General features: G+C 54.4%; 14 protein-coding genes and 1 CRISPR repeat array. Of the genes, 9 read left to right on the top strand and 5 right to left on the bottom strand.

Features of this window, described 5'->3' with window-relative positions; all coding sequences use genetic code 11:
• The 8 genes from thrB to ACR0QW_RS08830 form a co-directional block, all read left to right on the top strand.
• Positions 1-829, top strand: an 829-nt coding sequence (thrB, locus tag ACR0QW_RS08865) for a homoserine kinase (RefSeq protein ID WP_432643334.1), incomplete at its 5' end; no start/stop codon positions are given.
• Between the two features lie 155 nt (positions 830-984).
• Positions 985-1,221 (top strand): FeoA family protein, encoded by a 237-nt coding sequence (locus ACR0QW_RS08860; RefSeq protein ID WP_432643333.1) that lies wholly within the window; start codon positions 985-987, stop codon positions 1,219-1,221.
• Positions 1,214-3,289, top strand: a complete 2,076-nt coding sequence (gene feoB / locus ACR0QW_RS08855) for a ferrous iron transport protein B (protein WP_432643332.1) — start codon at positions 1,214-1,216, stop codon at positions 3,287-3,289. The genes ACR0QW_RS08860 and feoB overlap by 8 nt, the downstream gene beginning before the upstream one ends.
• 165 nt (positions 3,290-3,454) lie before the next feature.
• A complete protein-coding gene (locus tag ACR0QW_RS08850) occupies positions 3,455-3,673 on the top strand; it encodes a cation transporter (protein WP_432643335.1) in 219 nt (72 codons plus the stop codon).
• A 76-nt stretch (positions 3,674-3,749) separates the two neighbouring features.
• Complete coding sequence (locus ACR0QW_RS08845; protein ID WP_432643331.1) at positions 3,750-5,663, top strand: heavy metal translocating P-type ATPase; 1,914 nt, start codon at positions 3,750-3,752, stop codon at positions 5,661-5,663.
• A 162-nt stretch (positions 5,664-5,825) separates the two neighbouring features.
• Positions 5,826-6,749: an N-acetyl-gamma-glutamyl-phosphate reductase gene (argC, locus tag ACR0QW_RS08840; RefSeq protein ID WP_432643330.1), complete on the top strand. Its 924-nt coding sequence runs from the start codon at positions 5,826-5,828 to the stop codon at positions 6,747-6,749.
• Positions 6,750-6,924: 175 nt separating this feature from the next.
• The gene (locus ACR0QW_RS08835) at positions 6,925-7,863 is read left to right on the top strand and encodes an AEC family transporter (RefSeq protein ID WP_432643329.1); all 939 of its coding nucleotides are present in this window, start codon (positions 6,925-6,927) and stop codon (positions 7,861-7,863) included.
• A 143-nt stretch (positions 7,864-8,006) separates the two neighbouring features.
• Complete coding sequence (locus tag ACR0QW_RS08830) at positions 8,007-8,687, top strand: TetR/AcrR family transcriptional regulator (RefSeq protein WP_432643328.1); 681 nt, start codon at positions 8,007-8,009, stop codon at positions 8,685-8,687.
• A gap of 66 nt (positions 8,688-8,753) precedes the next feature.
• Here the strand turns inward: ACR0QW_RS08830 and fba are convergent, their stop codons facing one another.
• From fba to ACR0QW_RS08805, 5 genes are all read right to left on the bottom strand, one after another.
• On the bottom strand, positions 8,754-9,683 hold the full coding sequence (fba, locus tag ACR0QW_RS08825) for a class II fructose-1,6-bisphosphate aldolase (protein WP_432643327.1): 930 nt from the start codon (positions 9,681-9,683) through the stop codon (positions 8,754-8,756).
• 33 nt (positions 9,684-9,716) lie between these two features.
• Positions 9,717-10,586 carry an RluA family pseudouridine synthase gene (locus ACR0QW_RS08820; protein ID WP_432643326.1) on the bottom strand — a complete coding sequence of 290 codons (870 nt, stop codon included), beginning with the start codon at positions 10,584-10,586 and terminating at the stop codon, positions 9,717-9,719.
• Positions 10,583-10,942 (bottom strand): fluoride efflux transporter CrcB, encoded by a 360-nt coding sequence (gene crcB / locus ACR0QW_RS08815; protein ID WP_432643325.1) that lies wholly within the window; start codon positions 10,940-10,942, stop codon positions 10,583-10,585. Before crcB ends, ACR0QW_RS08820 begins: the two co-directional genes overlap by 4 nt.
• Positions 10,943-11,084: 142 nt before the next feature.
• A complete protein-coding gene (locus ACR0QW_RS08810) occupies positions 11,085-13,844 on the bottom strand; it encodes a DUF3427 domain-containing protein (RefSeq protein ID WP_432643324.1) in 2,760 nt (919 codons plus the stop codon).
• A complete protein-coding gene (locus ACR0QW_RS08805) occupies positions 13,801-14,271 on the bottom strand; it encodes a hypothetical protein (RefSeq protein WP_432643323.1) in 471 nt (156 codons plus the stop codon). The genes ACR0QW_RS08810 and ACR0QW_RS08805 overlap by 44 nt, the downstream gene beginning before the upstream one ends.
• A 144-nt stretch (positions 14,272-14,415) precedes the next feature.
• On the opposite strand from ACR0QW_RS08805, the gene ACR0QW_RS08800 reads away from it, so the two are divergent.
• The gene (locus ACR0QW_RS08800; protein WP_432643322.1) at positions 14,416-14,619 is read left to right on the top strand and encodes a hypothetical protein; all 204 of its coding nucleotides are present in this window, start codon (positions 14,416-14,418) and stop codon (positions 14,617-14,619) included.
• 245 nt (positions 14,620-14,864) lie between these two features.
• A CRISPR array of direct repeats spans positions 14,865-15,747; the repeat unit is 29 nt; unit sequence GTGTACCCCGCGTATGCGGGGATGATCCT.
• Positions 15,748-15,753: the final 6 nt, after the last annotated feature.

Genomic DNA, 15,753 nt, shown 5'->3' with positions numbered 1-15,753 from the left:
GTATAATGAATTTTCCTATGAACTGCTGCCGGCAGACCAGGGAGTAATGGTGGACAGCGAGGGCCAGGGAGCCGGGCAGCTGCCCAGCGGGCGCAGCAATCTGGGGGCCCAGGCGTTTTACACCCTGTGGGAAAAGCTGAAGCAGCCGGAAACCGGGCTGAGGATTACCTGCAAGATCAGGGTACCCGTATCCCGGGGTCTGGGGAGCAGTTCTACGGCCATCGTGGCCGGGCTGATGGCAGCCAATGCACTGTCTGGGAATCCCCTGACCAGGCCGGAACTGGTAACAGAAGCTACAAAAATTGAGGGACATCCGGATAATGTGGCTCCGGCTATCCTGGGCGGCATTACGGTGAACGTGATGGAGGGCGGAAAGGTGGAAAGCCTGAAGATCCCTCTGGCGAAACCTCTGAAACTGGTGGTGTTGGTGCCGGAAATGCAGCTGCCCACCAGTAAGGCACGGGCGGCCCTGCCGAAAGAAGTGCCCCACAAGGATGCAGTGTATAATGTCAGCCGGGCGGCCCTGCTGGTAGGGAGTCTTATGAGCGGAGATTACGGATTTCTGACCACGGCGCTGGAAGACAGGCTGCACCAGCCCTATAGGCTGTCACTGATCCCCGGGGCAAAGGAAGCACTGGAAGCGGCCCGGAAGGCCGGTGCCTATAACGGCATCATATCCGGGGCCGGTTCCACGCTGATGGCCTATGTGCCCGAAGAGGGCGATGCCCTGGAGGTGGGCAGGGCCATGGAAGAGCCGTTTAAAAAGAGAAATATCGGAACCATTATCCATCTGTTGAAAATCGATGAGGATGGGGCAAAGGTATTGTAAGGAAAGGGATTGTGCGGAATCGTTCTGGACACATTCTCCTTATGTGTTCTATAATAAGACTAGCGGTTAGTCTTTGGGAAAGAAATGAAAATTGGTGGAGACTGCCCACTCGGCAGTCTCTTTTTCTTTTTTCCCACTTACAGGAGGAGTTTTCATTGCAATTGAATCAATTGAAAATCGGGCAGAGTGCGGTTGTAACCAAAATCGACCTGCCTTTTACCATTGAACGCCGGCTGCAGGCTCTGGGCATGACACTTGGCACCCGGATTGCAGTCGTGAACCGGAAAGGCAAGGGCATCATGATCATCCTGCTCCGGGGTACCCGCTTCGCCCTGGGCTACAACATGACCCGGAACATCGGTGTGGATAAAGTGGAGGTGGCCCATGACTGAGCAGCAATCCAAGGACACGTTCCTGCATGACGCCCGCCATATGACCATCGGTTTCATCGGTAACCCCAACTGCGGCAAGACCACCCTGTTCAATGCCTTCACCGGCGCAAACCTGAAGGTGGCCAACTGGCCCGGGGTGACAGTGGAAAAAGTGGAAGGCGCCATTCGCCGCCACGACATCGACATCCGTCTGGTGGACCTGCCCGGTACCTACAGCCTTACATCCTATACCATGGAAGAAATCGTCAGCCGTGATTTCATCCTAAGCGATGAGGTGGACGTGATTATCAACGTGGTAGATGCCTCGGCTCTGGAACGCAGCCTGTATCTGACACTGCAGCTGCTGGAACTGGGCAAGCCTGTGGTCATGGCCCTGAATATGATGGATATTGTGGAAAAACGGGGGATGGAAATCGACCTGCACCGGCTGCCGGAAATGCTGGGGATCCCGGTGATTCCCGTTTCAGCCCGGAAGCGCCGGGGTTTGGATGTACTGCTCCATGCAGCTATCCATCATCGGGATGCCAAGCATACGGACCCTCTGATCCACGAACACAAGGCCGTGGGGGCCCATCGGCTGGACCACAAGAAGTATGCTATGGTATACAGCGATCCCATCGAAGACCGGATTGACAAACTGATCGTGGCCCTGGAAGAGAAGTATCCCCACATCGTGAACCCCCGGTGGCACGCCATCAAGCTGCTGGAGCAGGACAAGGAAATCCTGAAGAAGTACCCTGTGCAGCGCAATGACTTGCTGGACAAAAATTACGAAACCCGGATCATCCGGGAAAAATATGATTTCATCGAAGAAATCATCCACGAAGTGCTGCTGCACAAAGAGGAAAGCGACAAACTCACGGACCGGCTGGACAGCATCCTGACCAATAAATACCTGGGCATTCCGGTGTTCCTGCTGATCATGGCCGTGGTCTTCTTCCTGACCTTCACCGTGGGCGACTGGCTGAAGGGCTATATGGAAGAAGCCATCGACTGGTTCAGCGAGATCCTGAAAGCAGCCATGGCCACGGGCAATGTGAACGATGCCCTGCAGAGCCTGATCATCGACGGAGTGCTGGGCGGCGTGGGTACCATCATCACGTTCCTGCCCAACATCCTGATCCTGTTCCTGACTTTGGGCTTTTTGGAAGATTCGGGCTACATGGCCCGTGTGGCCTATGTCATGGAAGACGTGATGAGCAAGCTGGGGCTTTCGGGCAAGGCCTTCATCCCCATGCTGCTGGGCTTCGGGTGCACGGTTCCGGCCATTATGGCCTCCCGGGCCCTGGAACACAAGAGGGACCGGTACAAGGTCATGCTGATCACCCCGTTCATGAGCTGCAACGCTCGGCTGACCATCTATATCCTGTTTGCGGAAATGTTCTTCGGCAGACACGCCATGGTGGTGGCCTATTCCATGTACTTGATCGGGCTCATCGTGGCCATTCTGGTGGCCCTGGGCCTGCGGGGCATCGAACTGTTCAAGAAGCGGGAGGACGAAGATTACCTGCTGATCGAACTGCCGGAATACAAGATGCCGGATATGCATACCGTCAGCATCTATATGTGGGAAAAAGTGGAAAGCTATCTACAGAAGGCGGGTACTGTGATCTTCCTGGGAACGATCATCATCTGGTTCCTGCTGAATTTTGGCCCGGCGGGCTATACCACCGATGCGGCAGAAAGCTTCGGCGCCCTCATCGGGCATGTGCTGGTCCCCGTCTTCCGTCCTGTGGGCCTGGGCTTCTGGCAGATCTGCCTGGCTCTTCTGGCCGGCATCAGTGCCAAAGAAGTGGTGGTCAGCAGCTGTGCTGTGCTGTTCGGTATCACCAACGCCAGCAGCGGGGCAGGGATGGCTGCTTTTACCCGGGATCTGGAAAGTATCGGTTTCACTTCGGTGAATGCCATCTGCCTCATGGTATTCTGTCTGCTGTACGTGCCCTGTGCGGCAGCTCTGGCCACCATCCACAAGGAAAGCGGCAGCTGGAAATGGACGGGGTTCGAAGCTCTGTTCCAGCTGTGCACAGCCTGGGTAGTCACTTTCTTGTTCTATCATGTATTGGGGTGACTTTTGGGGCAAACCTGTAAACAATTAAACATTTTTTGAATTGAGAGGAATCTGATTGTAGGAAAATCAGGTTCCTCTTGACTTTTATCTGGGGAGAGGGTATATATAGGGTGTAAAACGATTAAATAAATATTTAATTGTTAAGACGGAAAAGGAGGACTCATGATGACCAGGAGCTATAAGGTGGATGTGGACTGCGCCAACTGCGCAGCCAAAATGGAAGAAGCGGTGAAGGCTACGGAGGGCGTAAAGGACGCCGTGCTGAACTTTATGCTGCTGAAACTGAAGGTGACCTTTGAAGACGGAGCCGACCCCGGAGAAGTGATGGGCCGCTGCAAGGCTGCCGTGGAAAAACTGGACGACGACTTCAAGATATATTGTTAAGTGGTCGTAGAAGCATTGCATGGAGGCCTGGACGGGGCAGGTGCTCCGTCCAGGCTTTCCGGAGAGGTGGTATACAATGGAACAAGAACAGAAACAGATGATCGGGCGGATTGCAGTGAGTGCCCTGCTGACCTTTGGCGCAGGGTTCCTGCCGGATTCCTGGAACGGGGAAGGTGTGGTTGCCACCACCCGGGTGCTGCACCTTTTGCCGTACCTGGCAGCCTATCTGCTCATTTCCTGTGACATCCTGCGCAAGGCCGTGAAGAATATCAGGAAGGGTCAGGTACTGGATGAGAACTTCCTGATGGCGGTGGCCAGCCTGGGCGCCTTCGGCCTGGGCATCTACCAGAACGCCGACTTTGCGGAAGGCGTGGCCGTCATGCTGTTCTACCAGGTGGGGGAACTGTTCGAGGATTATGCGGTGGACAGGAGTCGGCGGAATATCAGTGATCTGATGGACATCCGGCCGGACTACGCCAACATCGAAAAGGACGGGAAGCTGGTGAAGGTGGACCCGGATGAAGTGCCGGTGGGGACTGCCATCACCGTACAGCCCGGAGAAAAGGTGCCTATCGACGGCATCGTGCTTACCGGCCGCAGCACCTTGGAAACGGCGGCGCTTACCGGCGAGAGCCTGCCCCGGGATGTGGGGCCCGGCAGCGAGGTGATCAGCGGCTGCATCAACCAGAGCGGCGTGCTGACCATCAGGACCACAAAGGAATTCGGGGAATCCACCGTATCCAGGATCCTGGAACTGGTAGAGGACGCCAACAGCCGGAAGGCCAGATCCGAAGTGTTCATTTCCAGATTCGCCCGGGTGTATACCCCGGTCGTGTGCGGTTCGGCACTGGCCCTGTTTTTGCTGCCGCCCGTTGTGCGGCTGGCCATGGGCTGGCAGCCGCTGTGGCATATGTGGCTGTACCGCAGCCTGCTTTTCCTGGTAGTAAGCTGCCCCTGTGCACTGGTACTTTCCATTCCTCTGAGCTTTTTTGCGGGAATCGGGGGCGCCAGCCGGCAGGGCATCCTGATCAAGGGTTCCAACTATATGGAGACGCTGGCCCGCACGGCCTATGTGGTCATGGATAAGACCGGTACCCTGACAGAAGGGGTGTTCGAGGTCAGCGCCCTGCACCACAATAAGCTGGCCAAGGAACGGGTGCTGGAAATGGCTGCCCTGGCGGAATGTGCCAGCAGCCATCCCATCAGCAGGAGCCTGCAGAAGGCTTACGGCAGTCCCATCGACCGCAGCCGGGTGACGGACATCCGGGAAATCAGCGGAAAGGGCATCCTGGCCAAAGTGGACGGCCAGGAGGTGGCCGCCGGCAACAGCAAGCTCATGGAACAGCTGGGCGTGCCTTACCTGGATTGCCATATGGTGGGGACACTGGTGCATGTGGCCATCGATGGCGAGTATCAGGGACACATCCTGATCGCGGACCGGATCAAAGCCCATTCTGTGCAGGCGGTGCGGGCACTGAAGGAAAACGGTGTGAAAGAAGTGGTGATGCTCACCGGGGATGCGAAAAAACCGGCCGAGGCGGTGGCGGCGCAGCTGGGTATCGACAAGGTATACAGCGAGCTGCTGCCCCAGGGCAAGGTGGAGAAGGTGGACGAGCTGATCCGCCGCAAGAACGGGAAAGACAAAGTGGCCTTTGTGGGCGACGGGATCAACGACGCACCGGTACTGTCCCTGGCAGATGTGGGCATTGCCATGGGGGCCCTGGGCAGCGATGCGGCCATCGAGGCGGCAGATGTGGTACTCATGGATGACGATCCGCTGAAAATCAGCACAGCCATCAAAATTGCCCGGAAGTGCGTGGGCATCGTATATCAGAATATCGTGTTCGCCATCGGGATCAAGGCAATCAGCCTGCTCCTGGGGGCCCTGGGCTTCATCAACATGTGGTTTGCGATTTTTGCAGATACCGGGGTGCTGATCCTTTGTGTACTGAATTCCATGAGGTGTCTGGTGGGGAAAAGAAGTGCGTAACATACTGTCTGCCAATCATTAAAAATGCAAAAATCGAAACAAATTCTGCATTTTTATGCACTTTTTACAAAAAATCCCTACACCCCTTCTCCCATTTGTGCTATAATGTCCCTATTCTAAAAATATTCGATATCTGCAAATACAGGTGAGGGGTGGTTTGATATGTTTAAAGTATTCATTGACGGCGGCGAAGGGACTACAGGACTGCGGCTGGCCCAGCGGCTGAAACAGCGCAGTGACATCGAGCTGCTCACCATCAGCAGCGACCTGCGCAAAAACCTGGATGCCCGGCTGGAAAAGATCGACCTGGCCGATGTGGCCTTTCTGTGCCTGCCGGATGCTGCTTCCCGGGAAGTAGCCGCTGCCGCTAGAAATTGTGATACCAAGATCATCGATACTTCTACAGCCTTCCGCTGCGATCCGGACTGGGCCTACGGGTTTCCGGAACTGGGGCCCCGGTTCCTGCATGCCATCCAAAGCAGCAATCGCATTGCCAATCCGGGCTGTCATGCCACCGGTTCCATTGCTGTGCTGGCACCGCTGCTGAAAGCCGGGCTCATCGAAAAGAAAGGGCTGTATACTCTCACGTCCCTTACCGGGTATTCCGGCGGGGGCAAGAAAATGATTGCCTCCTATGAAAATCTCCATGACAGGGAACTGGATGCACCTCGGATTTATTCTCTGGGCCAGAAGCACAAGCACCTGCCGGAGATCCTGAAATACACGGGGCTGGAGCAGGAGCCGATTTTCCTGCCCATCGTGGCACCGTACTACGCCGGCATGCTGGTCACCGCTGGGTTCCTGATGCCGGAGAACCTGAGCCTGGCTGCCATCCGGAAGTTGTACAAGGATTTTTATAGGGATCAGAAATTCATCACCGTGGAAACGGCCGAAGAACAGCCCAAGATGCTGGGCAGCAACATCCTGGCGGGGAAAGACAATATGAAGATTTACATCTGCGGCAACGAGGAACGGTTCACCGTCAGCGCCCAGTTCGACAACCTGGGCAAGGGTGCCAGCGGCGCTGCCATCGAGAACATGAACATTGCCATGGGACTGGACCCTGTAACGGGACTGGAGCTGTAAAAACAGGATATGCCAATGGCCGGGAAGCCATGACCAAAAAAATCCGCCTGCAGGGGCGGATTTTTTTTATCAGCTGCTCCCCAATGACACTCCCGAATATTGCCTATTCCCTTAAATTATGATACGCTAATACTACATATCACAATTTTGTTACAACATCGGAGGGGGCCTTTTTATGGGGAATTTCTGGATTGCAGCGGGAGCTGTGCTGCCGCTGATGATTTACATGGGTATCGGTCTTCTGGCCAAGAGACGCTACGGCTTTACGCCCCAGATCATTTCGTACTTCAACAAACTGGTCTTCGGGGTATTCCTTCCCACCAACATGTTCTATTCCGTGTATTACACCGATGTGAGCAAGGTGATGAAACCCACGTTCGTGGCCTTTACTGTAGGCTGCCTGCTGGCGGAATACCTGGTGGGCTTCATGCTGATCACGACTCTGGTGAAAGACAACAAGAAGCGGGGAGCCATGATCCAGGCCTTTTATCGCAGCAACTTCATCCTTCTGGGCGTTCCTCTGGTGGAGAACCTGTACGGCAGTGAGGCAACAGCCCTGCCTTTGATGCTGTGCGCCATCATCATCCCCATTTACAATGTACTGGCCGTATTTACACTGGAGACCTTCCGGGGCGGTACCTTCAATCCTGTGAAGATCCTGTGGGGCGTGCTGCAAAACCCCATGATCCTGGGGGCCATCGGGGGTCTGCTGTTCAAGCTGCTGCCCTTTCCGGCGCCTGCGGCCCTGCTGAAATGCATCAAGGCCATCGCCGGCAGCACCACGCCCTTTGCCCTCATCGTACTGGGGGCTTCGTTCACCCTGCAGGGGGCCATCAGCGAGATGAAGGAACTGGTCTTCACGGTGTTCGGCCGTCTGGTGCTGGCTCCGGCCATCGTAATGGGGGCTGCGGTCTTTGTGGGCCTGCGGAATGTGGAACTGGCCTCCCTGATGGCCATGAGTGCCACTCCCTGCGCTGTGGCCTCCTTTGCCATGGCCCAGCAGATGGACAGTGATGGGGAGCTGGCGGGCAACTGCGTGATCTTCTCCTCGGCGCTGAGCTGTCTGACCATGTTCCTGTGGGTACTTGCGTTCAAGAATCTTGGACTGGTGTAAGACTGCGGGTGGATCAGAGCCGTTACTCCGGCAGTCCGGGCGGATCCGTTACCGTCTGATTTTCATGATGGCAAAGTTGGGAAAAATCGATTATACTAATAAAGTGATGACAAGACAAAAGTTGCTGTAGGAGCGTGTACCATATGACAAAACAAACTGTCAACGACGAGATTCCCAAGGATAAACGGATCCTGAAGGCGGCCGAAAAGGTCTTTTCCCATAAGGGCTATACCCAGGCCACCCTGGACGAAATCATCCAGATCGCCGATACGGGGAAGGGAACCGTGTATAAATATTTCAAGAATAAGGAGAACCTGTTCTACACCCTGGTGGAAGAAAAGAATAAACGGCTGGTGAAGGTACTGCAGAAGGCCGTGGAGGGTGAGACCACCTTTGAAGGCCAGTTCCGGGAATATGTATATGCGTTCCTGCATTTCCTGTTCCGAAACGGCACCCTGTGGTCCGTGATCCTGTTCGAGCTGCTGAATCAGCAGGATGGCTGGCGGCTGTTGTGGAACAAGGAAGCCAGCGACTTTGTACTGGATGTACGGTGGGGCCGCAGGCCCACGAAGCAGGAAATCGCCGTGAAACGACGGTATGCCGAACTGATCGGCAGCGAAATCCACCTGCTGGAAGAAATCTTTCGGCGTGCCATGGAAAACGGATATATCAAACTGGCCATGGATTACCAGGACATCATGAGCCAGAATTTCTACTTCAGTATCTTTATGCTGTTCAACCAGGGCGCCATCAACAAGGAAAATATGGAAGAAGTGGTGGCGAGCATGATTGACCGGTTCCTGTATGGACATATAAAGAAATAAAGGCCATGAGCCCTATGAAAAAAGACTGCTGCGAAAAATCCGCAGCAGTCTTTTTGTGTAAGGAAATTACAGTCTGTGGGAAGAATTCAGTACATCCCGCATCTTGTGGGCTACCATCTGTTTGATGGCTTCCCGGCCCTTGCCCAGGTAGGAACGGGGATCGAAATCTTCCGGATGTTCGTACAGGTATTTCCGGATGGAAGCGGTCATGGCCAGCCGCAGGTCCGTATCGATGTTGATCTTGCAGACGCCGTAGGTGCCGGCTTTCTTCAGCATGGGTTCGGGGCAGCCCTGCGCACCGTCCAGATTGCCGCCGTACTTGTTGCATTCTTCCACGAATTCAGGGATGACCGTGGAGGCACCGTGCAGCACCAGAGGGAAGCCCGGCAGCAGGTTGGTGATCTTTTCCAGACGGTCGAAGTCCAGCTGGGGTTTGCCTTTGAACTTATAGGCACCATGGCTGGTCCCGATGGCGATGGCCAGGGAGTCCACGCCGGTGCGTTCCACGAATTCCACAGCCTGATCCGGGTCGGTGTAGGTGGCTTCCCGGGTGTTGACCTTTACAGCATCTTCCACGCCGGCCAGTTTGCCCAGTTCAGCTTCTACCACAACGCCTTTATTGTGGGCATAATCCACGACCCGTTTGGTCAGTTCGATATTTTCTTCAAACGGATACTTGGAACCGTCGATCATGACAGAGGTAAAACCGCCGTCCACGCAGGCCTTGCAGATATCGAAATCAGCGCCGTGATCCAGATGCAGGGCAATGGGCAGGCCGGTATCTTCCATGGCGGCTTCTACCAGGTGCAGCAGGTAGTTGTGCTTGGCGTATTTCCGGGCGCCGGCGGATACCTGCAGGATCAGCGGGGACTGTTCTTCTTTGGCGGCATCCACGATCCCCTGGACGATTTCCATATTGTTGACGTTGAAGGCGCCAACGGCATAATGACCTTCATAGGCTTTTTTGAACATTTCAGTAGTTGTTACAAATGGCATATTTGAAACCTCCTTGATTTCTCTATGGATTCATTATACCATATCCGTGTTTTTTTGCCATACAGTGAGAAAATCTTCCGGCAGCGGGGCGGTGATGGTGAGAAATCTGTCCGTAAAGGGAACCTTGAGCCGCAGTTTCCAGGCGTGGAGGTAGTGACGGCCCGGGACGCCGGGGACTCCGTACAGGGTGTCGCCCAGAAGGGGGTGGCCCAGAGCGGCGCAGTGGACACGGATCTGGTGGGTGCGGCCCGTTTCCAGGGTGAACCGCACCAGGGTAAGTCCGTTCCGTTCTTCTACCACTTTGTAGCGGGTGCGGGCAGAAAGACCGGCGGGGTCCACCTGCCGTTCCACGATGGAGCCGGGCTTACGGCCGATGGGGAGGGCGATAATGCCTTCTGACTGTTCCCAGTGGCCCCGGGTAAGGCCCAGATAGGTCTTTTCCAGGGCGCCGGAGCTCAGCATATGGTGTACGCAGGCATTTTTGGCGAAGAGTACGATGCCCGAAGTTTCCCGGTCCAGACGGGAGACAGGGTGGATGCCGCAGGGGAGCCCGTGCTCATGATAGTACCAGGCTACCCGGCGGCTCAGGGAAGGGGTACGTTCCTTTCCTGCGTTGTGGGTCACAAGCCCCGCCGGTTTGTTGACGGCCAGGAAAAGCTCCGTTTCCAGGAGGATGTCCAGGGGTTCCTTTTCGGGGAGCAGGTCCGAGTGTTCCGGCAAAAAGTGCCAGCAGATGGTGTCGCCGGGCTGCAGCAGGGCGTCCCGCCGGGTGATGGTACCGTTTACGGAAAGGGCACCGGCGGCCTTCAGCTTTTTCCAGTAAGTGCCCGAAAGGCCCAGGCTCTGCAGAAAGGTCTTCAGGCGGGTGGGAGAGGCCCCGGAGGGCAGGGTGGATTCCATCATACCACCTTCTGGCCGGCAAGGCAGGACAGGACGCCCAGAAGCAGGGACAGACCCATGTACAGGGCGGCAGTGACGGCAGAACCTTTATCCATCAGCTGCTGGCTTTCTAGAGCAAAGGAAGAGAAGGTGGTGAAACCGCCGCAGATGCCCACCTTGAGGAACAGGGCCAGCCGGGGCGAAAGGGAATTGCGGCTCGCCAGGGCAGCCACGGCACCGATGAGGAAGGCACCGACGATGTTGATGAAAAACGTTTTCAGCGGAAAACCGCTGCTGTGTTCATAGGGCAGAAGGCCGATCAGATACCGCAGGACGGACCCCACGAAGCCGCCCAGGCCCACGATGAGACAGGATGTCATAGTATCAGCTCCTTTGAGAATGTTTTTTCAGTATAACATAAATGAAAGAAAAGAGCAGGTGAAAACAGAGTATGAGTGAATGGGAGCAGCTAAGCTGGTGACCCAGTGCCTTTATGACAGAACGGAGAAATCTATATGCTACCTATAATACTCCACTGCAATCTGTCTTTGTAATATACTTGGCCGGAATGGGATTGTCCAATTTGTAAATGATGGTAATAGGCTGGCTGCCATAAGCCTTGACGATTTGAGCAGGGCCTAAAAAAGTATAATTCTGGGACCCTCCCTGGGGGTCCTTTTTCTGTTCCCGCACGAACAATAACACAATGGAACCTGTTTTGCGCTGGTTCAAATATCGCTGACCTGTTTTGGATTCCTGGGTGGTGGCATTCTGGCTTTGCCAATGGAACAGGTTCTTGTCAATGGAATAATCTTCGTATCGGGTGGATTCGGAAAATTCTTTTTCCGACTTGTTCAAGGTTATTAAAAAAACATCCGTATCCAGGTTTACTACCTGACTATTCCGGGAGTGCAGATATTTGACTCCTTCTCGCACGCTATTGGGCTTTTCCAATCCCAGAGCTGCAAAAATTTGGCCCCGGGAATAATTACAATACACTTCAAGGGCGCAGGGATAGGGAAGATGGGCCTTTTGGGGAAGCACACTGAACCGGGCAAACTGAAGGTCCAATATCTCTTCCAGCTCTTTGTGCAATTCCGGCCACTGCTTCCATTGACTGATGGCTATCCAGGGTTCCGTCAGAGCCGTTTCCTGCCAATCCTTGCCCCACAGGGTGAACTGCCACATGCGCAGATATTGTCGCTCGAGAGGATTCAATGCTGCCGGTTTTTCTCCAATGAGTAGCATCTTTTGCAAAAAACGCAGCCATTGGGGTGAATCTATTCCTAGTAGCCGGGGTATGGCCCGTTTCAGTATACATTCTTCGTCTGTTTCTGCAAACTTGGGAATCACTCCTGCATTGGCGCATAGTCTGGCATAGGTTCGTTTGCCGTTGTAAAAGACTTCGGGTTTTACCTTGGCGGCCTTGAAAAATTCACTGATGGTTGGTACATGGTGTCCCATTGCGTCGTACAATTCCTGGATACAATTTTGGTAGAATGCATTGCCCCGCAGCTGGGACCGGATGTTATCCAACACACGCTTCTGGGCGATTTCTTCCAGTTGGATGGAGCAGCCTTTGGGTACATGAGGGAATCCATTTTCGATTTCTCGCTTTAAAGGCACATCACTGCGGCCTATCAGGGCTTGGAACCGACTGGCAAAATCGTAATGGCGGTTGGCTTGGGCCACAAAGTCCAGAACTGTCAGGCAATCCTTGCCTTTATCCAGCCGCAGTCCACGGCCCAACTGCTGAAGAAATACTGTCATACTGTTCGTAGGCCGCAGGAACAGCACTGTGTTGATGCAGGGAATATCCACCCCTTCGTTGAACAAATCCACTACAAACAAGAAGGTGATCGTACCGCTTTCCAGCTTTTGCCGGGCGCTTTGCCGTTCGTCCTCTTTGGAATCACTGTCCAGGGCCAGGGAGGGTATCCCCTTATGGCTGAAATACTCTGCCATAAAATGGGCATGGGCTTTCGATACGCAGAATCCTACGCCCTTGACGCCCCGCAAATCTGCCGTGTAGTTGTCCAACGCCCGCAAAATGGCGTCCGCCCGCTTGCTGGCCGTATGGCTTTCCAGCACGTACAGGTTGGTCAGTGCACCTACATCGTAATGGCCATTGGTCCAGTTTACCTGGCGTAGGTCCACCGTATCTTCCACCCCAAAGTAGTGAAACGGGCAGAGCAGACGCCGTTCAATGGCGGCCGGCAACCGGATTTCGGCAGCAATATGGTTATCGAACCAGCCCAGGATGCTTTTGCCATCCATCCGTTCCGGAGTGGCCGTCAATCCCAGCAAAATCTTCGGCGTGAAAAAATGCAGCAATTTCTGGTACGAAGGGGCCGCCGCATGGTGGAATTCATCTACGATGATCATATCGTAATAGGCCGGGTCCATCTGCTTCCACAATTTCAGGCTGTTGCAAGTCTGGATGGACATGAACACATGATCCATATGGGTGGGATGTTTGCCGTCCACGGACAGTTCCCCAAAGTTGGGATCTTTCAGCACCTGGCGGAAGCAGGAAAGACTTTGCTCCAGGATTTCTTCCCGGTGGGCCACAAACAACAGTCTGGCCCCTTTCGGGCAGCTTTGCAGAACCCGCCGGTAATCAAAGGCAGAAATGGCCGTTTTGCCAGTCCCCGTAGCTGCTACAATCAGATTCTTCCAGTGGTTCCGTTCTTTCCGTTCTACTTCCAGGGCATCCAGGATGACTTGTTGAAAGGGGTAGGGATGGATGGTAAATGTGTAAGGCAGCGCCGTATTGGATTTCTGGTCCCAGCCCCGTTCATGGTCGATGGCCTTTTGCAGTTTCGGCAGGTCGTCTTTCTGGTAAGGCTGAAAATCTTCCGAATGCCAGTACGTTTCGAATGTGGCCCACATTTTGTCCATGATGCCGGGCATATCCTGCTGGGTCACCTTCATGTTCCATTCCAGCCCGTCTGCGATGGCCGCATGGGAAAGGTTGGAAGAACCCACATAGGCCGTGGAATAGCCACTATCCCGGTGGAACAGGTACGCTTTGGCGTGCAGCCGGGTTTCTTTTACATTGTACGAAATCCGAATTTCCGTGTTGGGCAGACCCGCCAGTTTGGCAATGGCCTTGGGGTCCGTGGCGCCCATGTATGTGGTGGTCAAAATCCGCAACTGGCCGCCCGCTTGGGTAAACGTGCGCAGGTAGGGCAGGATCAGCGTCAGCCCCGAAAACTTGATGAACGATACCAGAAAATCAATCCGGTCGCTGGAGGCAATCTCTCGCTGCAATTCCGTCACCAGCGATACATCCTTGTTGGCTGTTGGTGAACAAAAACGAGTGGGAAAGGGAGGTCTGGGGCCGGAGGCGCTGTGTTTCCTGCAAATGGTTCAACCGGTTCTGCAGTTCCAGTAGCAAAAAGTTGGGCAGATCGATCTGGTTGTCCGTTCCCAGTTCCGGCAAGTGCTTTGTCAGCGTATCTACCAGGCCATTGGTCAAAGCCAGTTCCTGCTGCAACAGAGCATTATCGTCTTTATCCGCCAGGTCCTTCAGACAAATCTGTACCAAATGGCGTACATAATCTGCCAGGTACTGTACCGCATCCTGGGGGTCCATGTCGTCGCAAAGCTTGTACCAGAGCTTGTTTCCCGCAGAAGCCTGCTTCAGCAGTTTTTCCAGCCGTTGCGAAACTACTTTCTCATAGAGCCCATCCCGTAATTCGTCCAATCCCCCAGCCTCCTTTTTTAGCATAAAGATATTATAACATGAGGGCAGTGAAGAGTGCAGCTTAGTGTAAAATAGTTCTCGGTAAAATGAATAATCCCTTATATTAGTTACCCATACCACTACAGATAGGAGAGAAGGTCTTCCATGGATTCCATTGTATCAGAATTCGTCAACTTAATGAAGGGGTGTTCCAACGGGCTGGCCCTTGAAAAGGAGGTCTGGCAGCGGGGAATCCAGATCCAGTGCCAGGCGCTGGCGTCCACCAAGGATGCATTGCCAATTACGGTCCAAGCAGCAGTCCTTTGGAGCACTTGGCTGCAGCGTTGGGCTGATGGCAGGCACGGATAAAAGGCGGTCCTGTGAGGGGTGTATCTAACTGCTGGCGTTACTTGCTGCTCTTTAATGAATAACGATACTGCGATGAAGGTCTTACCGAGAATTTGTTGACACATACAAGACAAAGCATTTCGAATTGGATGAACAGAAACACAGGGATTTAACAAATCGTATCTTGACACAGCAGGTGTTTTTGAAGTTAAATGAAATGGGATCGTAACGCCATAAAAATGGCGTATTTTGGGCATTTTTTAAGTGTGTACCCCGCGTATGCGGGGATGATCCCGATCTTGCCGCTGCCAGCTGGAATGGAAGCCAGTGTACCCCGCGTATGCGGGGATGATCCTAATTCGTTGGTTTTCACGATTAAGCTCTGTTGGTGTACCCCGCGTATGCGGGGATGATCCTTCGCTTGCCGGTACGCCGCTAATAGCCGTTAAGTGTACCCCGCGTATGCGGGGATGATCCTCCGGAAACGAGGACCGCGGCAAGGAATGAAAGGTGTACCCCGCGTATGCGGGGATGATCCTTTTCAGCCAGTCGGCGGCAAAGGCTTCAAAAGGTGTACCCCGCGTATGCGGGGATGATCCTTAAGTAAAGGAGAGTGCTTTATATGTTTATCCGTGTACCCCGCGTATGCGGGGATGATCCTTTTACGTTGCCCATGAGGACGACGCAGAACACGTGTACCCCGCGTATGCGGGGATGATCCCTGTTTAATAACGCCGGATTCCAGATTTACCGCGTGTACCCCGCGTATGCGGGGATGATCCCGCTGTTGTCGCAATAGTATGTCCGACTGCCATGTGTACCCCGCGTATGCGGGGATGATCCTGGCGGATGGCCGGTGGTTTGACACCGGCCTCCGTGTACCCCGCGTATGCGGGGATGATCCTGGGTACAACGTCCGGGCCGTCACTATCATGCGGTGTACCCCGCGTATGCGGGGATGATCCTGTTTAAGCATACCCAGGGCCGCCGGTTTATAAGTGTACCCCGCGTATGCGGGGATGATCCTTTTAAAAACAGCTCCGGGAGTTTTACAGTTGAGTGTACCCCGCGTATGCGGGGATGATCCTGCCCTTAGCTCTGTCGATCCGTGCTTGCAGGCGTGTACCCCGCGTATGCGGGGATGATCCCAGGTAC

Origin of the sequence: Acidaminococcus sp., from assembly GCF_050873445.1 — a bacterium.
Classification (GTDB): Bacteria; Bacillota; Negativicutes; order Acidaminococcales; family Acidaminococcaceae; genus Acidaminococcus.
Note: the sequence above shows the minus strand (reverse complement) of the source record. Positions and strands in the feature narration are given on the sequence as shown.

Coding starts and splice junctions, on each gene's coding strand:
- feoB (WP_432643332.1), top strand. CDS start 1,214: ATGACTGAGCAGCAATCCAAGGACACGTTCCTGCATGACGCCCGCCAT.
- ACR0QW_RS08850 (WP_432643335.1), top strand. CDS start 3,455: ATGACCAGGAGCTATAAGGTGGATGTGGACTGCGCCAACTGCGCAGCC.
- ACR0QW_RS08845 (WP_432643331.1), top strand. CDS start 3,750: ATGGAACAAGAACAGAAACAGATGATCGGGCGGATTGCAGTGAGTGCC.
- argC (WP_432643330.1), top strand. CDS start 5,826: ATGTTTAAAGTATTCATTGACGGCGGCGAAGGGACTACAGGACTGCGG.
- ACR0QW_RS08835 (WP_432643329.1), top strand. CDS start 6,925: ATGGGGAATTTCTGGATTGCAGCGGGAGCTGTGCTGCCGCTGATGATT.
- ACR0QW_RS08830 (WP_432643328.1), top strand. CDS start 8,007: ATGACAAAACAAACTGTCAACGACGAGATTCCCAAGGATAAACGGATC.
- fba (WP_432643327.1), bottom strand. CDS start 9,683: ATGCCATTTGTAACAACTACTGAAATGTTCAAAAAAGCCTATGAAGGT.
- ACR0QW_RS08820 (WP_432643326.1), bottom strand. CDS start 10,586: ATGATGGAATCCACCCTGCCCTCCGGGGCCTCTCCCACCCGCCTGAAG.
- crcB (WP_432643325.1), bottom strand. CDS start 10,942: ATGACATCCTGTCTCATCGTGGGCCTGGGCGGCTTCGTGGGGTCCGTC.
- ACR0QW_RS08800 (WP_432643322.1), top strand. CDS start 14,416: ATGGATTCCATTGTATCAGAATTCGTCAACTTAATGAAGGGGTGTTCC.